Source organism: Pseudomonas sp. GV105 (assembly GCF_003058185.1).
GTDB classification, from domain to species: Bacteria; Pseudomonadota; Gammaproteobacteria; order Pseudomonadales; family Pseudomonadaceae; genus Aquipseudomonas; species Aquipseudomonas veronii.
On record NZ_QBUF01000008.1, the window covers coordinates 230579 to 254289 of the forward strand.

At 61.8% G+C, this 23711-nt stretch carries 23 protein-coding genes; 10 read left to right on the forward strand and 13 right to left on the reverse strand.

Annotated features, from left to right (window positions below):
* Positions 1-4: 4 nt before the first annotated feature.
* From miaB to lnt, 5 genes are all read left to right on the forward strand, one after another.
* Positions 5-1330 (forward strand): tRNA (N6-isopentenyl adenosine(37)-C2)-methylthiotransferase MiaB, encoded by a 1326-nt coding sequence (miaB, locus tag C8K66_RS17625; protein ID WP_108525539.1) that lies wholly within the window; start codon positions 5-7, stop codon positions 1328-1330.
* 184 nt (positions 1331-1514) lie between these two features.
* Complete coding sequence (locus tag C8K66_RS17630) at positions 1515-2516, forward strand: PhoH family protein (RefSeq protein WP_017848326.1); 1002 nt, start codon at positions 1515-1517, stop codon at positions 2514-2516.
* Complete coding sequence (gene ybeY / locus C8K66_RS17635; RefSeq protein WP_079444779.1) at positions 2509-2967, forward strand: rRNA maturation RNase YbeY; 459 nt, start codon at positions 2509-2511, stop codon at positions 2965-2967. Before C8K66_RS17630 ends, ybeY begins: the two co-directional genes overlap by 8 nt.
* 42 nt (positions 2968-3009) lie before the next feature.
* Positions 3010-3849, forward strand: coding sequence for an HlyC/CorC family transporter (locus C8K66_RS17640; RefSeq protein WP_017848328.1), 840 nt, complete (start codon positions 3010-3012; stop codon positions 3847-3849).
* Positions 3850-3857: 8 nt separating this feature from the next.
* Positions 3858-5381 carry an apolipoprotein N-acyltransferase gene (gene lnt / locus C8K66_RS17645; RefSeq protein ID WP_017848329.1) on the forward strand — a complete coding sequence of 508 codons (1524 nt, stop codon included), beginning with the start codon at positions 3858-3860 and terminating at the stop codon, positions 5379-5381.
* A 124-nt stretch (positions 5382-5505) separates the two neighbouring features.
* Here the strand turns inward: lnt and C8K66_RS17650 are convergent, their stop codons facing one another.
* Entirely contained in the window at positions 5506-6267 is a 762-nt protein-coding gene (locus C8K66_RS17650) for a YdcF family protein (protein WP_108525541.1), read from the reverse strand.
* 107 nt (positions 6268-6374) lie between these two features.
* Complete coding sequence (locus C8K66_RS17655) at positions 6375-6692, reverse strand: hypothetical protein (RefSeq protein WP_046381934.1); 318 nt, start codon at positions 6690-6692, stop codon at positions 6375-6377.
* A gap of 262 nt (positions 6693-6954) precedes the next feature.
* On the opposite strand from C8K66_RS17655, the gene leuS reads away from it, so the two are divergent.
* The 5 genes from leuS (at position 6955) to C8K66_RS17680 (ending at position 13046) form a co-directional block, all read left to right on the forward strand.
* The gene (gene leuS, locus C8K66_RS17660; RefSeq protein WP_046381933.1) at positions 6955-9561 is read left to right on the forward strand and encodes a leucine--tRNA ligase; all 2607 of its coding nucleotides are present in this window, start codon (positions 6955-6957) and stop codon (positions 9559-9561) included.
* A gap of 89 nt (positions 9562-9650) precedes the next feature.
* Positions 9651-10256, forward strand: coding sequence for an LPS assembly lipoprotein LptE (gene lptE, locus C8K66_RS17665; protein WP_017848334.1), 606 nt, complete (start codon positions 9651-9653; stop codon positions 10254-10256).
* Between the two features lie 39 nt (positions 10257-10295).
* Positions 10296-11333 (forward strand): DNA polymerase III subunit delta, encoded by a 1038-nt coding sequence (gene holA / locus C8K66_RS17670; protein WP_046381932.1) that lies wholly within the window; start codon positions 10296-10298, stop codon positions 11331-11333.
* A gap of 161 nt (positions 11334-11494) precedes the next feature.
* Positions 11495-11659 (forward strand): alternative ribosome rescue factor ArfA, encoded by a 165-nt coding sequence (gene arfA / locus C8K66_RS17675; RefSeq protein WP_003176285.1) that lies wholly within the window; start codon positions 11495-11497, stop codon positions 11657-11659.
* Positions 11660-11720: 61 nt separating this feature from the next.
* Positions 11721-13046, forward strand: coding sequence for a lytic murein transglycosylase (locus C8K66_RS17680; protein WP_046381931.1), 1326 nt, complete (start codon positions 11721-11723; stop codon positions 13044-13046).
* Between the two features lie 129 nt (positions 13047-13175).
* Here C8K66_RS17680 and C8K66_RS17685 read toward each other — a convergent pair whose 3' ends face one another.
* The 11 genes from C8K66_RS17685 to rsfS all read right to left on the reverse strand — a co-directional run bounded on the left by C8K66_RS17685 (position 13176) and on the right by rsfS (position 23683).
* Positions 13176-14108: an LD-carboxypeptidase gene (locus C8K66_RS17685; protein WP_108525543.1), complete on the reverse strand. Its 933-nt coding sequence runs from the start codon at positions 14106-14108 to the stop codon at positions 13176-13178.
* A 151-nt stretch (positions 14109-14259) separates the two neighbouring features.
* Entirely contained in the window at positions 14260-15261 is a 1002-nt protein-coding gene (gene lipA / locus C8K66_RS17690; protein WP_162231495.1) for a lipoyl synthase, read from the reverse strand.
* A 26-nt stretch (positions 15262-15287) separates the two neighbouring features.
* Positions 15288-15935 carry a lipoyl(octanoyl) transferase LipB gene (gene lipB, locus C8K66_RS17695; protein WP_046381930.1) on the reverse strand — a complete coding sequence of 216 codons (648 nt, stop codon included), beginning with the start codon at positions 15933-15935 and terminating at the stop codon, positions 15288-15290.
* Entirely contained in the window at positions 15935-16210 is a 276-nt protein-coding gene (locus C8K66_RS17700) for a DUF493 domain-containing protein (protein WP_017848340.1), read from the reverse strand. Before C8K66_RS17700 ends, lipB begins: the two co-directional genes overlap by 1 nt.
* Before the next feature lie 85 nt (positions 16211-16295).
* Complete coding sequence (locus C8K66_RS17705) at positions 16296-17453, reverse strand: D-alanyl-D-alanine carboxypeptidase family protein (RefSeq protein WP_046381929.1); 1158 nt, start codon at positions 17451-17453, stop codon at positions 16296-16298.
* A gap of 183 nt (positions 17454-17636) precedes the next feature.
* Entirely contained in the window at positions 17637-18635 is a 999-nt protein-coding gene (locus C8K66_RS17710) for a septal ring lytic transglycosylase RlpA family protein (RefSeq protein WP_017848342.1), read from the reverse strand.
* Entirely contained in the window at positions 18635-19645 is a 1011-nt protein-coding gene (gene mltB / locus C8K66_RS17715; RefSeq protein WP_046381928.1) for a lytic murein transglycosylase B, read from the reverse strand. Before mltB ends, C8K66_RS17710 begins: the two co-directional genes overlap by 1 nt.
* A gap of 17 nt (positions 19646-19662) precedes the next feature.
* Positions 19663-20766 carry a rod shape-determining protein RodA gene (gene rodA / locus C8K66_RS17720; protein WP_017848344.1) on the reverse strand — a complete coding sequence of 368 codons (1104 nt, stop codon included), beginning with the start codon at positions 20764-20766 and terminating at the stop codon, positions 19663-19665.
* Positions 20767-20797: 31 nt separating this feature from the next.
* Positions 20798-22696 carry a penicillin-binding protein 2 gene (gene mrdA, locus C8K66_RS17725; RefSeq protein ID WP_046381927.1) on the reverse strand — a complete coding sequence of 633 codons (1899 nt, stop codon included), beginning with the start codon at positions 22694-22696 and terminating at the stop codon, positions 20798-20800.
* Positions 22697-22711: 15 nt separating this feature from the next.
* Positions 22712-23179 (reverse strand): 23S rRNA (pseudouridine(1915)-N(3))-methyltransferase RlmH, encoded by a 468-nt coding sequence (rlmH, locus tag C8K66_RS17730; protein ID WP_003176297.1) that lies wholly within the window; start codon positions 23177-23179, stop codon positions 22712-22714.
* A 9-nt stretch (positions 23180-23188) separates the two neighbouring features.
* Positions 23189-23683: a ribosome silencing factor gene (gene rsfS, locus C8K66_RS17735; RefSeq protein WP_003176298.1), complete on the reverse strand. Its 495-nt coding sequence runs from the start codon at positions 23681-23683 to the stop codon at positions 23189-23191.
* Positions 23684-23711: the final 28 nt, after the last annotated feature.

Sequence of the window (23711 nt, forward strand, 5' to 3'; positions counted from 1 at the left end):
TCCCATGGCCAAGAAGCTCTACATTGAAACCCACGGTTGCCAGATGAACGAGTACGACAGCTCGCGCATGGTCGATCTGCTGGGTGAACATCAGGCCCTGGAAGTCACCGCCCGCGCCGAAGATGCCGACGTAATCCTGCTCAATACCTGCTCGATCCGCGAACGGGCACAGGACCGCGTGTATTCGCAGCTGGGCCGCTGGCGTGAATTGAAACTGGCCAACCCGGAGATGGTGATTGCCGTCGGCGGCTGCGTCGCCAGCCAGGAAGGCGCAGCCATCCGCGACCGCGCGCCCTACGTGGATGTGGTCTTCGGCCCGCAAACCTTGCACCGCCTGCCGGAAATGATCGACGCCGCACGCATCACCAAGCTGCCCCAGGTCGACGTCTCGTTCCCGGAAATCGAAAAATTCGACCATCTGCCCGAGCCGCGCATCGATGGGCCGAGCGCCTACGTGTCGGTGATGGAAGGTTGCAGCAAGTACTGCACCTTCTGCGTGGTGCCCTACACCCGTGGTGAAGAAGTCAGCCGGCCGTTTGACGATGTAATGTCAGAAATCATCCACCTGGCCGAAAACGGCGTGCGTGAAGTGACCCTGCTGGGCCAGAACGTCAACGGCTATCGCGGCCAGACCCACGACGGGCGCCTGGCCGACCTCGCGGAGCTGATCCGGGTTGTCGCCGCGGTGGATGGCATCGAGCGCATTCGCTACACCACCTCGCACCCGCTGGAGTTCTCCGACAGCCTGATCCAGGCCCACGCCGAAGTGCCGGAGCTGGTCAAGCACCTGCACTTGCCAGTGCAATCGGGTTCGGACCGCATCCTGTCGGCGATGAAACGCAACCACACCGCCCTGGAATACAAATCCAAACTGCGCAAATTACGCGCGGCAGTGCCGGGCATCTGCATCAGTTCGGACTTTATCGTCGGCTTCCCCGGCGAGACCGAGAAAGACTTCCAGCAGACCATGAAGCTGATTGAAGACGTCGGTTTCGACTTTTCCTACTCGTTTGTCTACAGCCAGCGCCCCGGCACGCCTGCCGCCGACCTGCTGGACGAGACCCCGGAAGAGCTGAAAAAAGAGCGCCTGAACGCCCTGCAACATCGCCTGAACCAGCAGGGGTTCGAGATCAGTCGACAAATGGTCGGGTCCACCCAGCGCATCCTGGTCACCGACTACTCGAAAAAAGACCCGGGCGAACTGCAAGGGCGCACCGAGAACAACCGCATCGTCAACTTCCGTTGCGACAACCCGACCCTGATCGGCCAGTTCGCCGATGTCCACATCGATGCGGCGCAACCGCACTCGTTGCGCGGGTCTCTGGTGTAATAAATGTGCGAGGGGGCTTGCCCCCGATTGCGGTACATCAGCAGCACATGAGCTGCCTGACACTCCGCTATCGGGGGCAAGCCCCCTCCCACACTGGATCGGGTTGGATAAGTGCTTTCGCACACTGGCGCGTGGCGTTATCCTCTCTTTCACCTCAACAGCCAAAGGGCGGCTAAAAGCGACCTTGAACGCACCCATCGAACCCCATCGTTTTCTCCTCGAACCGTTTGAGGCTCGCCGTTTCGCCAATTTGTGCGGACAGTTCGACGAGCACCTGCGCCTGATCGAACAACGCCTGAGCATCGAGATCCGCAACCGCGGCAATCAATTCGAGCTGATTGGTGAACCCCAGCACACCACGTCTGCAGAAAACCTGCTCCGCCGCCTCTACCGCGAAACCAAGGGTAGTGAGCTGTCGCCGGAAACGGTCCACCTGTACCTGCAGGAATCGGCCGTGGAAGACCTGGCCAACAACCCGGTGGCCGAAGCCAGCGTGGCCTTGCGCACCAAAAAGGGCATGATTCGCCCACGCGGCTTGAATCAGCAGCGCTACGTCAAAGAAATTCTCGGTAACGATATCAACTTCGGCATCGGCCCCGCCGGTACCGGCAAGACCTACCTGGCCGTGGCCTGTGCCGTCGACGCCCTGGAGCGCGAGCAAGTGCGCCGCATCCTGCTGGTGCGCCCGGCGGTCGAGGCCGGCGAAAAGCTCGGCTTCCTGCCCGGCGACCTGGCACAGAAAATCGACCCGTACCTGCGCCCGCTCTACGACGCGCTCTACGAGATGCTCGGCTTTGAATACGTGGCCAAGCTCATCGAGCGCCAGGTGATCGAGATCGCCCCGCTGGCCTACATGCGCGGCCGGACGCTGAACAACAGCTTCATCATTCTCGACGAAAGCCAGAACACCACCGTCGAACAGATGAAAATGTTCCTCACCCGTATCGGTTTCGGCTCCACCGCCGTGATCACCGGCGACGTCACCCAGGTCGACCTGCCCAAGGGCACCAAGTCGGGCCTGGCCCAGGTGATCGAGGTGCTCAAAGACGTGCCGGGGATCAGCTTCACGCACTTCATGCCCAAGGACGTCGTCCGCCACCCGCTGGTCCAGCGCATTGTCGAAGCCTACGAGCGCTTCGAGCACCGCGACGACGCCCCGGCCAAGGACACCCGCCGCGATGCTTGAGCTTGACCTGCAACTGGCAACCGACGCGCACGCCCCCAGTGAAGAGCAGTTCCGTCAATGGTGCGCCCTGGCCCTGCGCCAGCGCACCGCCGACTCGGAGCTGACCATCCGCCTGGTGGACGAACCCGAAGGCCGCGAACTGAATCACACCTGGCGCCAGAAGGATTACGCGACCAACGTGCTGTCCTTCCCCGCCGACGTACCCGACGAACTGCTGGATATCCCGTTGCTGGGCGACCTGGTGATCTGCGTCGAAGTCGTCGAGCGTGAGGCGCAGGAACAAGGCAAGGCCCTTGAAGCCCATTGGGCTCATCTGGTCATCCACGGCTGCTTGCATCTGTTGGGTTACGACCATATAGACGATGACGAAGCCGAAGAAATGGAAGCACTGGAACGATCGTTGCTTGCAGAATTGGGTCACCCTGATCCGTATGCAGATGACGAAAACTGATCAACACTCAACTGAAACATCAAAGGATTTAGAGTAATCGCTATGAGCGAAGACCGATCGAGCAACGGGCAAAAGTCATGGCTGGGTAAACTGACCCAGGCTTTTGCCCACGAGCCGAAAAACCGCCAGGAGCTGCTGGAGCTGCTGCGCGAGGCCCATCAGAACAAGTTGCTGGACAGCGAAGCGCTGGCCATCGTCGAAGGCGCCATCCAGGTGGCTGACCTGCAAGTTCGGGACATCATGGTCCCGCGTTCGCAGATGATCAGCATCAAGGCGCCCCAGACCCCACGGGAATTCCTCCCGGCCGTGATCGACTCGGCGCACTCGCGCTACCCGGTGATCGGCGAAAGCCATGACGACGTCATGGGTGTCCTGTTGGCCAAGGACTTGCTGCCGCTGATCCTCAAGGAGAACGGCGACAGCTTCAACATCAAGGACCTGCTGCGTCCGGCCACCTTCGTCCCCGAATCCAAGCGCCTGAATGTGCTGCTGCGCGAGTTTCGCGCCAACCACAACCACATGGCCATCGTGATTGACGAATACGGCGGCGTCGCCGGCCTGGTGACCATCGAAGACGTGCTGGAACAGATCGTCGGCGATATCGAAGACGAGCACGACGTCGAAGAAGACAGCTACATCAAGCCGCTGCCGAGCGGTGACTTCCTGATCAAGGCGTTGACGCCGATCGAGAACTTCAACGAGTTCTTCGACAGCGAATTTTCCGACGACGAGTTCGACACCGTCGGCGGCCTGGTGATGAGTGCGTTCGGGCACTTGCCCAAGCGTAACGAGACCACCGAGATCGGCGCTTATCGCTTCCGCATCCTGAATGCCGATAGCCGCCGGATTCATCTGATTCGCCTGACACCTATTGCCCGTTAAGGACTGACATGCGCCGTTTCATCGCTCCCGGCTGGCCCGGCAACTTGTTGGCCGTGGTGGCTGGCGCCATCACCACCCTGGCGCTGGCGCCATTCGATCTGTGGCCGCTTGCGCTGGTCGCGGCCGGATTGTTCTATATCGGGCTGCGCGAGTTGTCCCCACGCCAGGCCCTCGGCCGTGGCTGGTGTTTCGGTTTCGGCCTGTTTGGCGCCGGCACCAGCTGGATCTACTACAGCATCCACCACTTCGGCGGCGCTTCGGTGTTGCTGGCTGGCTTGCTGATGCTGGCGTTCACCGCCGCCATTGCCTTGTTCTTCGCCCTGCCCGCCTGGTTGTGGGCGCGCTGGCTGCGGCGCAATGAAGCGCCACTGGCCGATGCCCTGACGTTTGCGGCGCTGTGGGTCGGCCAGGAAGCGTTCCGGGGCTGGTTCCTGACCGGTTTTCCCTGGTTGTACTCCGGTTACAGCCAACTTGACGGCCCCCTCACCGGCCTCGCGCCGCTGGGTGGGATGTGGCTGATTTCCTTCGCCCTGGCCTTGACCGCCGCCCTGCTGTGCAACCTGCCGCGCCTGCTGGCGACCCAGCGCAACGCCTTCATCGGCGCTGGCCTGTTGCTGCTGGTGGCGCCCTGGGCCATCGGCCTGGCCCTCAAGCATCACGCCTGGACCTCACCGTCCGGCGACCCGCTGAGCGTGGCGGCGATCCAGGGTAACGTCGAACAAAGCATGAAGTGGGACCCCGAGCAGCTCAATGCACAACTGGCGCTGTACCGCGACATGAGCTTCAGCTCCAAGCGTGTCGACCTGCTGATATGGCCGGAAACGGCCGTGCCGGTGCTCAAGGAGTCCGTCGAGGGCTACCTCGGGATGATGGGCAAGTTCGCCGCCGAACGGCACACCGCGCTGATTACCGGCGTGCCGATTCGCCAGGAAGTGCATCACCAGAAGCGCTACTACAACGGCATCACCGTCGTGGGCGAAGGTGACGGCACCTACCTCAAACAGAAGCTGGTGCCCTTCGGCGAGTACGTGCCGCTGCAGGACATGCTGCGCGGCTTGATTGCCTTCTTCGACCTGCCCATGTCGGACTTCGCCCGCGGCCCGTCCGACCAGGCGATGCTACAGGCCAAGGGCTATCAGATTGCGCCGTTCATTTGCTATGAAGTGGTCTACCCGGAATTCGCCGCCAGCCTCTCGGCCCAGAGCGACTTGCTGCTGACCATCAGCAACGACACCTGGTTCGGCACCTCCATCGGCCCCTTGCAGCACCTGCAAATGGCGCAGATGCGTGCGCTGGAAGCCGGCCGCTGGATGATCCGCGCCACCAACAACGGCGTGACCGGGCTGATCAACCCGTATGGGCAGATCACCGCGCAGATCCCGCAGTTCGAGCGCGGCATCCTCTATGGCGAAGTGGTGCCGATGCACAACCTCACGCCGTACCTGCAATGGCGTTCGTGGCCGCTGATCGTGGTGTGCCTGGTGTTGTTTGGCTGGGCGCTGCTGGCCGGCCGGATGTCCAAAACCGTCTAACAGAATCAAACCGAACCCAATGTGGGAGGGGGCTTGCCCCCGATAGCAGTGTGTCAGTCAGTAGATTTGATACTGATACACCGCAATCGGGGGCAAGCCCCCTCCCACATTTTGATTTGCGGTGCTATCGGTAGAACAACCGATACCCCACCTGCCCCACCGCCTCATTGAGCAACTGCCCGCTCTGCCACACCGACTTGAACTCCGGCATCCAACCGCCCAGCGGCCGGGCGTTATCCTGGCCGAGGAAGCCGACCGGCGCCGGCACCACGCTGAAACCGGCTTTTTCAAAGCTCCAGACCGCACGCGGCATATGCCAGGCCTGGGTCACCACCACGACGCGCTTGACCCCCTCGGGCAACAGAATCTCGGCACTCATCTGCGCATTTTCCCAGGTGGTGCGGCTGCGCTCTTCCTTCCAGCGCACCGCCACATCGAAGTCGTCTCGCATCGACACCGCCATCAACTCAGCTTCGCTGGGCGGTGTGCCGTAATGCAAACCGCCGCTGGTCAGCACCGGCAGCCCGGAGGCCTTGGCCAATCGCGCGGCGTAGCGCTGACGCTCCAGCCCGATGCCGGTTGGTTGGTCCGAACCCCAGGCCGGGTCGCCACGCTCGCGCCCCGAACCCAGCACCACAATGGCATCGGCGCGCCGGGCCAGGCTCGACCAGTCCTCCCGGGCCAACGGCGGCGCCGTCTCCAGGGCGCGCGCGCCCCACTCCACCATGATCGGCAGGCTCATCAGCCACATCCCGCCCAGGCCGAGGGCAAAGCAGCAGCCGGCCAGGCGCGGGCGGCTGCGGCGAAACCACCAGGCAAGGGCCAGCAACAGCAAGAGAATGCCGGGCGGCAACAGCAGTTGTTTGATGAAATAACGAATAGGCATCGAGCATCTCCATAGATGCCCGAAGCCTAAGGTGTAACGGGGTTTAGCGACAATCTTTACAAGAACGAAGCAGTGTCAGCGATGATCAGGAAACTAAGGGGCATGTATTACTTGAACCGCACGGACCGATGTTTTTCCGGGCCGCGAGCGGCTGACACATCCTTGAGCCACACCACCTTGGCCGACCGCACGGGCTCGTTGGGCGGCGTGCTCGCCACGCCGGTAAAGGCCGAACGTTCGTTCCTTGCCAGGTAAGCCTTGATCAGTTCCAGCTCCGCGTGGCTCAAGCCTCGCAGTTCCAACTCGACGGGCTGCTCATCACGCAATCGACCCGCCGTACTTGCTGCATCCAATGCACGACCCAAACGGTCGATGAGTCCTTGGTACACATCCGGTTTAGATAACATTCGCTGCGATTCCACCATCCCCTCACCTCATTGAAGATAAGACTCACTCCCCAATAAACAGCGTAGCCCCCATGGCTGCGCCTGCCCGGCGCCGCGACAGACGGCCTCGACCGCGCAATCAGGGTTTCCCTCGATAGAGTGGGGTCATGTATGCTACGGCGCTTCCTGTAACTCCACTTCCCGCAGGGTTTGGGCACGGACGCGGCGCTTTATGGTGTCGGCCAGCTCGGACAATGCACCGAAGAGGATTAGGCCACCCCTATTCAGTTCAAAAGTAGCCATGCACGAACAATATCAGCCCCGTGAAATAGAAAATGCCGCCCAAACCTTCTGGGATGAGCAAAAGTCCTTTGAAGTCAGTGAACAGCCGGGCAAGGAGACGTTCTATTGCCTATCGATGTTCCCTTACCCCAGCGGCAAGCTACACATGGGGCATGTGCGTAACTACACCATCGGCGACGTGATTTCCCGTTACCAGCGCATGCAAGGCAAGAATGTCCTGCAACCCATGGGTTGGGACGCCTTCGGCATGCCGGCGGAAAACGCCGCGATGAAGAACAACGTAGCGCCCGCCAAGTGGACCTACGAAAACATCGCCTACATGAAGACCCAGCTGCGCAGCCTGGGCCTGGCGGTGGACTGGTCCCGCGAAGTGACCACCTGCAAGCCGGACTACTATCGCTGGGAACAATGGCTGTTCACCCGCCTGTTCGAAAAAGGCGTGATCTACCGCAAGAACGGTACCGTGAACTGGGACCCGGTCGACCAGACCGTGCTCGCCAACGAGCAGGTGATCGACGGTCGCGGCTGGCGTTCCGGCGCGCTGATCGAAAAGCGCGAAATCCCGATGTACTACTTCAAGATCACCGCCTACGCGGATGAACTCTTGTCGAGCCTCGACGACCTACCGGGCTGGCCTGAACAGGTCAAGACCATGCAACGCAACTGGATCGGCAAGTCCAAGGGCATGGAAGTGCAGTTCCCGTACAACGTCGATTCGATCGGCGAAGCGGGCACCCTCAAAGTCTTCACCACCCGTCCGGACACCCTGATGGGCGCGACTTACGTCGCCGTGGCCGCGGAACACCCGCTGGCCAGCCAGGCCGCACAGAACAACCCTGAGCTGCAGGCGTTCATCGCCGAATGCAAAGGCGGCAGCGTGGCGGAAGCCGACGTCGCCACCCAGGAGAAAAAAGGCCTGCCGACCGGGCTGTTCGTCGAGCACCCGCTGACTGGCGAAAAATTGCCGGTATGGGTCGCCAACTACGTGCTGATGCACTACGGCGATGGCGCAGTAATGGCTGTGCCGGCCCACGACGAACGCGATTTCGAATTCGCCACCCAGTACAACCTGCCGATCAAATCCGTGGTACGCACCAGCTCGGGCGACACCAACCCGGCCCCGTGGCAAGACGCCTACGGTGAGCACGGTGAACTGATCAACTCCGGCGAGTTCGACGGCCTGGACTTCGCCGGTGCCTTCGACGCCATCGAAGTCGCGCTGATCAAGAAAAACCTCGGTGCCTCGCGCACCCAGTTCCGCCTGCGCGACTGGGGCATCAGCCGCCAGCGTTACTGGGGCTGCCCGATCCCGATCATCCACTGCGAAACCTGCGGTGACGTGCCGGTGCCGGAAGACCAGTTGCCGGTGGTCCTGCCGGAAGACGTGGTGCCGGACGGCGCCGGTTCGCCTTTGGCGCGCATGCCTGAGTTCTACGAGTGCAGCTGCCCGAAATGCGGCCAGCCAGCCAAGCGCGAAACCGACACCATGGACACTTTCGTCGAGTCCTCGTGGTACTACGCCCGTTATGCCTCGCCGCACTACGAGGGTGGCCTGGTCGAGAAATCGGCGGCCGACCACTGGTTGCCGGTGGATCAGTACATCGGCGGTATCGAACACGCCATTCTTCACCTGCTGTACGCGCGCTTCTTCCACAAGCTGATGCGCGACGAAGGCCTGGTCAGTTCCAACGAGCCGTTCAAGAACCTGCTGACCCAGGGCATGGTGATCGCCGAGACGTATTACCGTCGCGAAGCCAATGGCAGCTACACCTGGTTCAACCCGGCGGATGTCGAGCTCGAGCGCGACAGCAAAGCCAAGGTCATCAGCGCCAAGCTGATCGCCGACGGCCTGCCGGTGGAAATCGGTGGCACCGAGAAGATGGCCAAGTCGAAGAACAACGGCGTCGACCCACAGTCGATGATCGACCAGTTCGGCGCCGACACCTGCCGCCTGTTCATGATGTTCGCCTCGCCGCCGGACATGAGCGCCGAATGGTCCGACTCCGGCGTCGAAGGTTCGCACCGTTTCCTCAAGCGCGTCTGGCGCCTGGCCCATGCCCATGTCAGCCAGGGCCTGCCGGGCAAGCTGGATGTGGCCGCCTTGAGCGACGAGCAGAAAGCCATTCGCCGCAGCACCCACCTGGCCATCAAGCAAGCCAGCCAGGATGTGGGCCAGAACCACAAGTTCAACACCGCCATCGCCCAGGTGATGACGCTGATGAACGTGCTGGAAAAAGCCCCGCAAGCCACCGAACAGGAGCGTGCGCTGGTTCACGAAGGCCTCGAGACGGTCACCTTGCTGCTGGCCCCGATCACGCCGCACATCAGCCACGAACTGTGGCACCGCCTGGGCCACAGCGAAGCCGTCATTGACGCCCGCTGGCCGGTGCAGGATGACAGCGCGCTGGTTCAGGACACGCTGCAACTGGTAATTCAGGTCAACGGCAAACTGCGTGGCCAGATCGACATGCCGGCCAGCGCCAGCCGCGAAGACGTCGAAGCGGCCGCGCGCTGCAACGAGAACGTGCTGCGCTTTACCGAAGGCCTGACGATCCGCAAAGTGATCGTCGTGCCGGGTAAACTGGTCAATATCGTCGCCAGCTAAATCGGATCGGGCGCAGGGCTTGAGCGCTGCGCCGAACTAAACCTTCAGGGCCTCGATAAGGCCCGCATGGTTTCAAGGGGAGCAATAAAATGATCAAACGCAATTTGCTGGTGATGGGCCTTGCTGTGCTGCTGAGCGCTTGCGGCTTCCAGCTGCGCGGTACCGGCACCAATGAACTGACCATCAAGGAATTGGACGTCAGCGCCCGCAACGCCTACGGCGAAACCGTTGTGCAACTGCGCGACACCCTGAAAAACAGTGGCGTACACGTCTACACCGGCGCGACCTACAAGCTGTTCCTGGCCGACGAGAAAGAAACCCAGCGTAACCTCAGCTACGCCAGCGCTGGCCGTGCGTCCGATATCGAGCTGATCACTTCGTTGACGTTTGAAATGCAGGGCCGCGACCATCTGCCGTTGATGGGTGACAAGATCGAAGTGCAAAAGGTCGTGAGCCACGATGGCAACAACCTGGTGGGCTCGGACTCGGAAATGACCCAGGTGCGCAAAGAAATGCGTCGTGAGCTGGTCCAACGTGTGATGCTGCGCCTGCAACAGCTGACGCCGGAAAAACTGGAACTGCTGCAACAGACCGCCGACAACAAGGCCAAGGCTGACGCCGACGCCCTGAAAGCCGCGCAAGAGTACGAAAACAACACGCCGAAACAATCGCCTGTTGAAGTCCCTGTAGACTAAGCCAGACGGGGCGCCCCAGGCGCCCCGTTCATCGCGCCTATGAAACTCGCCCCCGCCCAACTCGCCAAACACCTGCAAGGTGCTCTCGCGCCTGTCTATATCGTCAGCGGCGATGACCCGTTGCTGTGCCAGGAAGCGGCAGACGCCATTCGCACCGCCGCGCGCCAGCAAGGCTTCGACGAACGCCAGGTGTTCAGCGCCGACGCCAGTTTCGACTGGGGCACGCTGCTGCAAGCCGGCGCGAGCATGTCGCTGTTTGCCGAAAAACGCCTGCTGGAACTGCGCCTGCCGTCGGGCAAGCCCGGCGACAAGGGCGCGGCGGCCTTCATCGAGTACTGTTCGCGGCCTGCCGAAGACACGGTGTTGCTGATCAGCCTGCCCAAGCTCGACGGCAGCGCGCAGAAAACCAAGTGGGGCAAAGCGCTGGTGGAAGGGGCACAGACCCAGTTTATCCAGATCTGGCCGGTGGACAGCAATCAGTTGCCGCAGTGGATTCGTCAGCGCCTGTCCCAATCGGGGCTGTCGGCCACGCAGGACGCCGTGGAACTGATCGCCGCCCGGGTCGAAGGTAACCTGCTTGCCGCCGCCCAGGAGATCGAAAAACTCAAGCTGATGGCCGAAGACGGGCAGATCACCGTCGAAACCGTGCAAGGCGCGGTGGCTGACAGCGCGCGTTTTGACGTGTTCGGGCTGGTGGACGCCATCCTCAACGGCGAGCCTGCGCACGCCCTGCGCATGCTCGAAGGGTTGCGCGGTGAAGGCGTGGAACCGCCGGTGATTCTCTGGGCGCTGGCTCGCGAGTTGCGGGTACTGGCCAATATTGCGCTGCAATACAGCCAGGGCACGCCGTTGGACAAATGCTTCAGCCAAGCCAGACCGCCGGTCTGGGACAAGCGCAAACCGCTGATGAGCAAAGCCCTGCAGCGGCACTCGGCGCAACGCTGGGCGCAACTGTTGCTCGAAGCCCAGCGCATTGATGCGCAAATCAAGGGCCAGGCAGCGGGTTCGCCGTGGATGAGCCTGAGCCGTTTGTCACTGCTGATGTCTGGCCAGCGCCTGACATTACCTGCCGAATAACCCCCCCTCTTAAAAACACCGCAAAACCAATGCGGGATGGGGCAAGCCCCCTCCCACATGTTGGCTGCATTTGTATTTCAAAAAACTTGCCGGGCTTTACAGCGGCCAGACTTCGGCAGATGATTTGCACCGCTGCATCCCACCTGAAGAGAGTAACGACCATGAGCAAAAAGCCATCTAAGCATGGCCCCAACAAGGCCAAATCCATCATCGCCCAGCCACTGTTCCGCAGCCGTCAGGAACGCGCCGGCAAGGGCAAAGGCAGCTACCGCCGCGAAGCCTTCCAGTCTAATAGCTGGGAGGCTTCTTACTTTCTGGCCGCCTGAAGGCAAGCGCCCCTCCGGCATGATAAGGTCAGCACTTGATTTGTAATCCCTGGACCTGTGCATGCCCTCTAGTCTTTCCCGTCGTTGGCACCTTCGCCAATTGATCGCTGCCTCCAGCCTCATTCTGCTTGTCGCCTGCGCGGAAAAACCTACCGCCGCAGATGCTCAACCCTTGCCGACACTGTCGACCGCACCGGTCGTAGCGCCCGCTGTCGTGGCCCCGCTGGCTGTGGATAACCTGGACATCCAGCCCACCCAGACCTTTGCCGAATGGCAGGCCGGTTTCCGTGCGCAAGCCTTGAAGGCCGGCATTACCCCAGCCGTGTTTGATATCGCCTTCGCCAACGTCACCCCGGACATGGCGGTGATCCGCGCCGACCGCAGCCAACCGGAATTTTCCCGCCCGGTGTGGGAATACCTCGACGGCGCCCTGTCGCCAGTACGTGTGCGTAATGGCCAGGCACTATTGGTCAAGTACGCCGACATCCTGCAAAGCATCGAGCAACGTTATGGCGTCGACCGCCAGGCGTTGGTCTCGGTGTGGGGCATGGAAAGTAACTTCGGTCAGTTCCAGGGCAATAACTCGGTGATCCGTTCCCTCGCGACCCTGGCCTACGAAGGCCGGCGCCCGGCCTTTGCCCAGGCGCAATTGCTTGCGGCGCTGCAAATCATCCAGCACGGCGATATCCAGGCCGACCAGATGCGCGGTTCGTGGGCCGGCGCCATGGGCCAGACCCAGTTCATCCCGACCACCTACAACACCCACGCCGTGGACTTCGACGGCGACGGTCGCCGCGACATCTGGAACAGCCCGGCCGACGCCCTCGCCTCCACTGCGCATTACCTGCAAAGCTCCGGCTGGCAGAAAGGCCAGCCGTGGGGTTTCGAAGTCAAACAACTGCCGGCCAACTTCGATTACACCCTGGCCGACGGTGGCGTGCGCAAGACCGTCGCCGACTGGCTGAAGCTGGGCATCCAGCTGCCACCGGGAGCGAGCATGCCGCCTAACGTCGACCAGCTCTCCGCCGCCCTGCTGCTGCCAGCGGGTTACCGTGGCCCGGCGTTCCTGGTGCTGGATAACTTCCGCGCAATCCTCAAGTACAACAACTCGTCGTCCTACGCACTGGCCGTGGGCCTGCTGTCGGAACGGTTCGGCGGAAGTGGTGTGATTCGTGGCGATTGGCCGAAAGATGAACTGCCGCTGAGTCGTTCCCAGCGCATTGACCTGCAGACCGTACTCAGCAGCAATGGCTATGACGCGGGCAACCCGGACGGGATTATCGGCGCCAACACGCGCAAGGCGATCCGTGCGGCGCAACAGTCACTGGGCTGGCCGGCGGATGGTTATCCGACGGTGAAGTTGCTGGAGTCGTTGCAGAACCGTTAGATTGGCTTATGGCGACTACCGCTATCGGGGGCAAGCCCCCTCCCACATTTTGACCGCGTACATCCTTTGAAATGCGGTCAAAATGTGGGAGGGAGCTTGCTCCCGATAGCGGTTTAGCAGACGACAGATTCAGCGGTTGAACACCACATCCTGTTCCAACACCATCCGCTGCTCCCCCGCATCCAACCGCACCCGCGCGCCCATCGGCAGCGTCAGGTTCGGATCGCAATGCCCACTGCGCCAGCCAGACAGCACCGGAATGCACAGCGGTTCGAAGGTCTGCTTCAGCAGCCGCTCCAGCGCGGTGCTATCCACCCCCGCCACGTCCCCCACCAACACACCCGCTACCTGAGCCAGCTTGCCGGTCAGGCGCAGATGCGTCAGCAAGCGGTCGATGCGGTAGATCGGCTCGTTGACGTCTTCGATAAACAGGATGATGCCCTCGGCATCGATTTCGTAGGACGTCCCCATCATGGCCGCGATCATCGACAGGTTGCCGCCGAGCAAGCGCCCACTGGCGATACCGGGCTCGATCGTGGTCAATGGGTAGGCCACCGGGTGCGCCAGCACGCTGCCTGCACCTACCTGGCCACGCAGCATGTTGAACAACGACGACTCGGTGGGTGGCTGCTTGTCGCCGAGCAGGTCGGCATTCAGCATCGGGCCGTGGAAGGTCACAAAACCGGCATAGCGGTTGATTGCCAGGTGCAACGCAGTGATATCACTGTAACCCACGAAAGGCTTGGGGTTGGCGCGCAGCAGGTCGAAGTCCAGGCGGTCCAGCAGGCGGGGCGTGCCGTAGCCGCCGCGCAGGCAGAAGATCGCATCGATATCAGGGTTGGCGAAGGCGGCGTGCAGGTCGCGCAAGCGCACGTCATCGCTGCCGGCCAGGTAGCCGTCGCGTTCATATACTCCGGGGAAGATGCGTAGCTCATAGCCACGGGCGCGCATCCACTGCCCGGCTTTTTCCACGTCCAGCGCGGCAGGGCCAGCGGGTGCGATCAGGCCGATGGTGGCTTCAGAACGCAATGCAGGTACGGCGGCGGCTAGTCGACTGGTCATCCCTGATTCTCCCTATATGACGCGGAACGAAATGTGGGAGGGGGCTTGCCCCCGATAGCACTGAATCAGCCAGTACCTGTAGCGACTGACACACTGCCATCGGGGGCAAGCCCCCTCCCACATTGGATCTGCGGTGTTGCGCAGATCTGTATTACGAAATCAGGCTAGCCTTGACCAGCTTGGCCTGCTCATCGGCGTGGTACGAGGAACGTACCAGCGGGCCCGACGCGACGTTCTTGAAGCCCATCTTGTAACCTTCCTCGGCGAACCAGGCGAAGGTGTCCGGGTGAACAAAACGCTGTACCGGCAAGTGGCTGCGCGATGGTTGCAGGTATTGGCCGAGGGTCAGCATGTCGATGTCGTGCTCGCGCATGCGCTGCATGACTTCGATCACTTCCTCGTCGGTTTCGCCCAGGCCGAGCATCAGGCCGGATTTGGTCGGGATGTGCGGCATCATCTGCTTGAATTTCTGCAGCAGGGTCAGCGACCACTGGTAGTCCGAACCTGGACGCGCCGCCTTGTACAGGCGTGGCACGGTTTCCAGGTTGTGGTTGAACACATCCGGCGGCTCGGCGGCGGTGATTTCCAGCGCGACGTCCATGCGGCCACGGTAGTCCGGCACCAGGGTTTCGAGCATCACGTCCGGCGACAGCTTGCGGATTTCGCGGATGCAGTCGGCAAAGTGCTGGGCACCGCCGTCACGCAGGTCGTCGCGGTCGACAGAAGTGATCACCACGTACTTGAGTTTCAGGTCGGCGATGGCGATGGCCAGGCTTTCCGGCTCGTTGACGTCCAGTGGCTTCGGCCGGCCGTGGCCGACGTCGCAGAACGGGCAACGACGGGTGCAGATGTCACCCATGATCATGAACGTGGCAGTGCCGCCGGAGAAGCATTCGCCCAGGTTCGGGCAGGACGCTTCTTCGCACACGCTGTGCAGCTTGTGCTTGCGCAGCAACGCCTTGATACGGTCGACTTCCGGCGAGACCGGGATACGCACGCGAATCCAGTCAGGTTTTTTCGGCAGTTCGGTGGTCGGGATGATCTTGACCGGGATGCGTGCAACCTTCTCGGCGCCGCGCAGCTTGACGCCGGCTTCCACCTTGGCACGCGGGGCCTGGGCCGGACGTTCGGTGACGTCCAGCGTCGGGATCATGGTTTGCACTGCATCAGTAGTCATAATCAGTCGATTCCGCCCGTAAGGGTCGTCTGCTCAGCATAGTCGAGGTGTTTGACGAGCTGCGCACGCAGCCGGGCACTTACCTCGGCAAATTTAATCGGTGTGGCGTGGTCGCTCAACTGGGTCATCGCCAACCCGGCATAACCGCACGGGTTGATGCGCCGGAACGGCGCCAGGTCCATGTCCACGTTCAACGCCAGGCCATGAAACGAACAACCGTGGCGAATGCGCAGCCCCAGGGAAGCGATTTTCGCACCATCCACATACACACCGGGTGCATCGGGCTTGGCCACGGCGCTCACGCCGTAACTGGCCAACAGCTCGATCAGGCAAGCCTCCATACGGTTCACCAGGTCGCGCACGCCAAACCCCAGCTTGCGCACATCCAGCAGCAGATACGCCACCAGTTGACCGGGCCCATGGTAAGTCACTTGACCCCCTCGGTCGACCTGCACCACCGGAATATCACCCGGAAGTAGCAGATGCTCGGCCTTGCCGGCCTGGCCCTGGGTGAACACCGGCGGGTGTTCCACCAGCCAGATCTCATCGGGTGCCGAGGTGCCGCGCTCGTTGGTGAAGCGCTGCATTGCATGCCAGACGGGCTCGTAGTCCATCCGGCCGAGCTCGCGAAAGCCCAGGACCTGTGGCATCACAGCACCATATGTACGAAGCCGGTGGCCCGCAGTTCGCTGTTGATGTCGTAAAGCTGGTCTTGACCGGTCGCAACGATGTGCAACTGGATCGTGGTGTACTTACCGTTGGTGCTCGAACGCTCATCCACACGGTTGTCGTTGATCGTCGCGTGTTTACGCACGATGTCGAGAATCTTGTCCTTGTTGCCCACACCGGTATCGCTGATCACCTTGACGGGATAATCCGTCACCGGGAATTCGATCTTTGGCGCCTTTACTTCTTTATCGGTCATGGCGTAACGGCCTCGTAAGCGTAAGCCGTGGCGACGGGCAAAGCCCCGCGTCGGATCAACACGGGGCTTTGCAGGTGCACACTTATCAGTTGAACAAGCTGTAGAAGAACAGGCGGATGCTATCCCACACGCGGCGGAAGATACCACCCTCGTCGACGGCATCCAGGGCGATCAGGTCGGCACTGTGTACCACTTTATCGTCCAGCTTCACTTCGACCTTGCCGATCACGTCGCCCTTGGCGATTGGCGCAACCAGGTGCGGGTTCATGGTCATGCTGGCCGCGAGCTTTTTCAGCTGGCCTTTAGGCATGGTCAGGGTCAGGTCTTCAGCCAGGCCGGCCTTGACTTGCGAGGTTGCGCCTTTCCATACCGGCGCGGTCGCCAGTTCAGCACCCTTCTGATAGAAGGTCTGGGTTTCGAAGAAGCGGAAACCGTAGGTCAGCAGTTTTTGCGTCTCGGCCGCACGGGCCTGCTCGCTGTTGGTGCCGAAGACCACGGCGATCAGGCGCTGGCCATCACGCACGGCGGACGACACCATGCAGTAGCCGGCTTCTTCGGTGTGGCCGGTTTTCAGACCGTCGACGGTCTTGTCGCGCCACAGCAACAGGTTGCGGTTAGGCTGCTTGATGTTGTTCCAGAAGAATTCCTTCTGGGAGTAGATCGCGTAGTGGACCGGGTCGACACGAATGATCGCGCGCGCCAGGATCGCCATGTCGTGAGCCGACGAGTAGTGCTCTGGGTTCGGCAGACCGGTCGGGTTCATGAAGTGACTGTTGGTCATGCCCAGGTCGGCCACGGTTTTGTTCATCATGTCGGCGAACGCGTCTTCGCTGCCGGCGATGTGCTCGGACAGGGCGACGCTGGCGTCGTTACCGGACTGGATGATGATGCCGTGCAGCAGGTCGCTGACCGTCACCTGCGAGCCGACCTTGATGAACATCCGCGAACCACCGGTGCGCCAGGCGTTTTCGCTGACGGTCACCGGGTCGTTTTCGCCGATCTGGCCGCGACGGATTTCCAGGGTCGCGATATAGGCTGTCATCAGCTTGGTCAAGCTGGCGGGCGGCAGGCGCTGGTCACCGTTGTTTTCCACCAGCACGTTGCCACTGGCGGCATCCATGAGGACCCAGGCCTTGGCGGCCAGTTGCGGTGAAGCCGGCACCATTTCAACCGCCCAGGCGGCCGGGGTGATGATCAGCGAGATAAGCAGGCACGTGCGTTTGGCTAAGGTGATGATGTTCATCCGTCTCTCGAAATTACGTATGGAAACTTGCCCTCGCGGGCAAAACTTATTCAGACAGCCCGTTACCGGTCTGTCGCGTGTTCGGTTGCCTGCTCACCCCTTGCCCCTGGGTTTTATTGTTCAACGAGCCAACAACCAGGGCCCAGGCCCGCGCACGGACCTGAACCATCAATCCTTTACGGTTTATTCGGCGCTGACCACGCTGGGTTGCCCCAGGTTGGCCAGGCGCACGCTGTTCTGCACTTGCGCGACCTCGCTCGGCGAACCGATCGGGCCCATACGCACACGGTGCAGGGTCTGTTGATTACGCACGATGGAACTGATGAAGACCGGCGCATTGACCATACTGCTCAGCTTGGACCTTAACAGCTCTGCCGCATCCGGGTTGGCGAAAGCGCCCACCTGCAGGTATTGCCCACCGGCAGCCGAAGCACCCGGTGCGGCGCGAGGCACCACGACCGTGTCGGGCGCGTGCTGTTGCGCGGGTGGCGTCCACTGCTCGATCTTGCCGGTCGAGGCTGTGACTTGCGGTTGCGCGGCTTGCGGTTCGTTGAGCATCAACGGCGCCGGTTTGCCACGCTGGGCCCAGTATTGCGCGGGGTCGATCCCTTCGACCTTGACCCGCGCGGTGCCGGTTTCGGCATAACCGAGTTTCTTCGCGGCGGCGTAGGACAAGTCGATGATCCGGTCCGAATAGAACGGCCCGCGATCGTTGACCCGCAGGATCACCGTGCGGTTGTTGTCCAGGTTGGTCACGCGCACATAGCTGGGCAGCGGCAGGGTCTTGTGGGCCGCGCTCATGCCGTACAGGTCGTAGACCTCGCCATTGGCGGTGTTCTGGCCATGGAACTTGGTCCCGTACCACGACGCCGTGCCCGACTGCACGTAGGTCTTGGAGTCCTGCAGCGGAAAGTAGCTCTTGCCCAGCACGGTATAGGGGTTGGCCTTGTACGGGCCGGTGTGCAGGGTCGGCGTGGCATCCGGGATTTTCGACACGTCGACGTCCCACCACGGCGCACCGTCTTTATGCGCGCGGTTGATGTCCAGCCCCGGCTGGGAACGAATAGCGGTGCCGCCGGACTTTTGCGTCGGCGCGCGACTGGTGGAGCAACTGACAACCAGCAAGGACAACGCGGCAAACGCCACCAGCTTGAGCGGTTTTTTCAACGGCGATGCCCGCATTACTTGTTGCCCCGTGCTTGGACCAGCATGTCAGACAGTTGATGCACGGCCATGGCGTACATCACACTGCGGTTATAACGCGTGATTGCGTAGAAATTCTTCAGGCCCATCCAGTATTCAGGGCCGTTTTCGCCTTCCAGGCGGAAAGCCGTGACCGGCATATCATCGCGCAGCGCATCATGACTTGACCAGCCCAGCGCCCGCAACTCCCCGACCGTCTTGGCCGGCTCGATGCCCTGGGTCAGGCCTTCATCGGCGCGCTCGCCGCTCACGTCGGCACGGCTGACGACCGGTTCGCCGCTCACCCAGCCATGGCGCTTGAAGTAGCTGGCCACGCTGCCGATGGCATCGTCCGGGTTGCTCCAGATATTGATATGGCCGTCGCCGTCAAAATCCACCGCGTAGGCGCGAAAACTGCTCGGCATGAACTGCGGCAAGCCCATCGCACCGGCGTAGGAGCCTTTGAGGGTCAGCGGGTCGACCTGCTCTTCGCGGGCCAGCAGCAGGAATTCACGCAGTTCCTTACGGAAGAATTCAGCGCGGGGCGGGTAATCGAAGCTCAAGGTCGACAAGGCATCGATCACCCGGTAACTGCCGGTGTTGCGCCCGTAGAAGGTTTCAATGCCAATGATCGCGACAATCACCTGGGCAGGCACGCCGTACTCCTGCTCGGCGCGAGCCAGCGCGGCTTCGTGCTGGCGCCAGAAGTCCACGCCCCGGGCCACGCGGGCGTCGGTCAGGAACATCGGGCGATAGTCCTTCCACTGCTTCACGCGCTCGGCCGGGCGGGAGATGGCATCGAGGATCGCCTGCTTGCGCTGGGCCTCGCGGAACACGCCCATCAGCTGTTCACCGGCGAAGCCATAGTCACGGGTCATCTCACCGACGAATTCGGCGACCTGAGGTGAGCCATCGTAGTCACCGGCCTGCGCTTCGTGCATGGCGCCCAGCAGCCCGATCAGGCTCATCCAGGACGCATGCCGAGTCGCCCAGCCGCGCAATACTTGCATTGACATCTTCACCTTATTCAAACCTGTGCGATCCATTTGCGATGCGTGTGAATCGACATCAAAACCCCAAACGCTGACATCAATGTCACCAGCGAAGTTCCGCCGTAGCTAATGAACGGCAACGGCACCCCAACCACCGGCAAGAGGCCACTGACCATACCGATGTTGACGAAAACGTAAACAAAAAAAGTCATGGTCAACGAGCCCGCCAGCAATTTGCCGAACAACGTCTGCGCCTGCGCGGTGATCACCAGGCCACGCCCAATCAACAGTAAATAGATCAGCAGCAACGCGCAAATGCCCACCAGGCCGAACTCTTCGCCCATCACCGCAATAATGAAGTCGGTGTGGCTCTCGGGCAAAAAGTCCAGGTGCGACTGGGTGCCCATCAACCAACCCTTGCCAAAGACACCGCCGGAACCGATCGCCGCCTTCGACTGGATGATGTTCCAGCCGGTGCCCAGCGGGTCGCTCTCCGGGTCGAGGAACGTGAGAATCCGCTGCTTCTGGTAGTCATGCATAAAGAAGAACCACATGGCCACGGCCACCGGCACGGCAGCGGCGAGCACGCTGAGAATCCAGCGCCAGCGCAAGCCACCCATGAACAGCACGAACGCACCGCCCGCCAGGATCAGCAGCGATGTACCGAGATCCGGCTGACGCACGATGAGGATGAACGGCACGCCGATCAGGATCAGGCTGATCCCCACATGCTTGAGTTGCGGCGGCAAGGTGCGCTTGGACAGGTACCAGGCGATGGTCGCCGGCATCAGGATCTTCATGAATTCCGACGGCTGGAAGCGAATCACCCCCGGAATGTTGATCCAGCGGGTCGCGCCCATGGCGTTGTGGCCCATCACGTCCACCACCACCAGCAACAACACGCCGGCGACGTACCCCAGCGGCACCCAGCGCGCCATGAAACGCGGCTCCAGCTGGGCAATCACCACCATCGACAACAGGCCCAGGCCGAACGACGACGCTTGCTTGATCAGCAGGTCCCAGTTCTTGCCGCTGGCCGAATACAGCACGAACAGACTGCCGGCGGCCAGGGTCAGCAGCAGAATCAACAACGGGCCATCAATGTGCATGCGCTGCAGCAATGTCGCGCGGCGACGCATCACATCCTCACTGGAGAGGATGCGGTCAAAATTACTCTTCACTGGCCGTAACCTCGGTGCTTGAAGGGGGGCCGCCATATTCGGGCTTGAGCTTGCCGTCGTCGGTCAACAGCCAGGCATCCATCACTTGACGGACCACCGGCGCGGCGACGCCCGAACCGGACTCGCCGTTCTCGACCATCACGGCGACCACGATCTTCGGGTCGTCCGCCGGAGCGAAGCCGACAAACAGGGCGTGGTCGCGGTGGCGCTCCTGGACTTTGGAACGATCATATTTTTCGCCTTGCTTGATCGCGACCACCTGGGCCGTACCGCTCTTGCCGGCAATGCGATATTGCGCGCCGATCGCCGCCTTGCGCGCCGTGCCCCGGGCGCCGTGCATCACCTGCTGCATGCCGTGGTTGACCTTGGTCCAGTCCGACGGGTCACGCAGCACAATGTCCGGGATCGGGTTTTCATCCACCGGCTTTTCGCCTTCGATGGTGCGGGCCAGGTGCGGACGGTTCCAGATGCCTTTGTTGGCCACCAACGCCGTGGCCTGGGCCAGTTGCAGCGGTGTCGCCTGCATATAGCCCTGGCCGATGCCCAGGATCAGAGTCTCGCCGGGGAACCACGCCTGGCGGCGGGTGGCACGCTTCCATTCGCGCGACGGCATCAGGCCTGGGGATTCTTCGAACATGTCCAGGGAGACTTTCTGACCCAACCCGAACTTGCCCATGTAGGCCGACAGGCGATCGATCCCCAGCTTGTGGGCCAGGTCGTAAAAATAGGTGTCGTTGGACCGCATGATCGCGGTGTCCAGGTCGACATAGCCGTCACCGGTGCGGTTCCAGTTACGGTATTTGTGATCGTAATTAGGCAGCATGTAGTAGCCGGGGTCGAACACGCGACTCGACGCCGTGACCACGCCCGCGTCCAGGCCGGCAATCGCTACCGCCGGCTTGATCGTCGAACCCGGCGGATACAGGCCGCGCAACACCCGGTTGAACAGCGGCCGGTCGATGGAATCGCGCAGCTCGGCGTAGGCCTTGAAACTGATCCCGGTCACGAACAGGTTGGGGTCGAAACTGGGCTGGCTGACCATGGCCAGGACTTCGCCGGTACTCGGGTCCAGCGCCACCACCGCGCCACGTCGCCCGCCCAAGGCCATCTCGGCCGCTTCCTGCAACTTGATGTCCAGGCTCAGCACAATGTCCTTGCCCGGCACCGGATCGGTACGCTTGAGCACCCGCAACACACGGCCGCGGGCGTTGGTCTCGACCTCTTCGTAACCCACCTGGCCGTGCAGCTCGGGCTCGTAGAAACGCTCGATGCCGGTCTTGCCGATATGGTGGGTGCCGCTGTAATTGACCGGATCGAGGCTTTTCAGCTCTTTCTCGTTGATCCGCCCCATATAACCGACGGAGTGCGCGAAGTGCGGCCCTTGCGGGTAATGCCGCACCAACTGCGCCACCACTTCCACGCCCGGCAGGCGGAACTGGTTCACCGCGATCCGGGCGATCTGCTCTTCGGTCAGCTCGAACAGGATCGGCACCGGCTCGAACGGCCGACGCCCCTGTTTCATGCGCTTTTCGAAGATCGCCCGGTCTTCCGGGGTCAGTTGCAGCACGTCGACGATCACATCGAGGACCTGCTGCCAGTCGCCGGAGCGTTCGCGGGTCATGCTCAGGCTGAAGCTGGGCCGGTTATCCGCGACCACCACGCCGTTGCGGTCGAAAATCAGGCCACGGGTCGGCGGAATCGGCTGCACATGCACCCGGTTATTTTCCGACAGAGTGGAGTGATAGTCGTACTGGATCACCTGCAGGAAATACAGGCGCGCGATCAACACCCCGATCAACGTCACTACCATGATCGCGCCAAAAACCACGCGCGAGCGCACCAGACGTGCGTCTTTCTCGTGGTCCTTGATGCGGATCGGCTGAGTCATCGGGAGGGGCGCAGACTATTTGTGGTAAGGGTGCCCGGACAGAACTGTCCAGGCGCGATACAGCTGTTCACCGATCAGGATCCTTACCAACGGGTGCGGCAACGTCAGCGCCGACAGCGACCAGCGTTGGTCCGCCCGCGCGCAGACTTCCGGCGCCAGCCCCTCGGGGCCGCCGACCATGAAGTTGACGGTGCGCGAGTCCAGGCGCCAGCGATCCAGTTCCACCGCCAATTGCTCGGTGCTCCAGGGTTTGCCGTGGACTTCGAGGGTGACGATGCGCTCGTTGGGACCGACCTTGGCCAGCATGGCTTCGCCTTCCTGACGGATAAAGCGCGCCACGTCGGCGTTCTTGCCCCGGGTATTGAGCGGAATTTCCACCAGCTCAAGCGACAGCTCGGCGGGCAGACGCTTGGCATATTCATGCCAGCCTTCTTCCACCCACTTGGGCATGCGTGAACCGACAGCGATCAGACGCAGGCGCACAGCCGTTCCTTATTCCTGGTCTTTGTTGAGCTTGTCGAAGTGCGCGTGACCCACTTCCGGGCTGTGGTGCTTGCCATCAGCCGCACGGCTCTGTTCGGCGCCTTTCCACAGACGCTCCAGGTCGTAGAACTGACGGGCGTTGGAGGTCATCATGTGAACGATCACGTCGTCCATGTCCAGCAGCACCCAGTCGCTGTCGCCCTTGCCTTCTTCACCCAGCGGCTTCACGCCCTGGGCTTTGACGGCTTCGCGCACTTTGTCGAGCATCGCGCCGATCTGGCGGTTGGAGGTACCGGTGGCGATGATCATGAAGTCGGTGATGCTCTGCTTGTCGCGCACGTCCAGCACCTGGATGTCCTGGGCCTTGACGTCTTCCAGGGCCGCCACGGCGACTTTCACCAGTTCTTCGCCAGCCAGTTCCGGGCCAACGTGGGCTTCAACCGGCAGTGGCGCGCTCTTGAAGGTGCCTTTGCGCTTAACTTTGCTTACGTCTTTGTTCGTCATATAAAACTCGTTTTGCTCGTATGTTCGG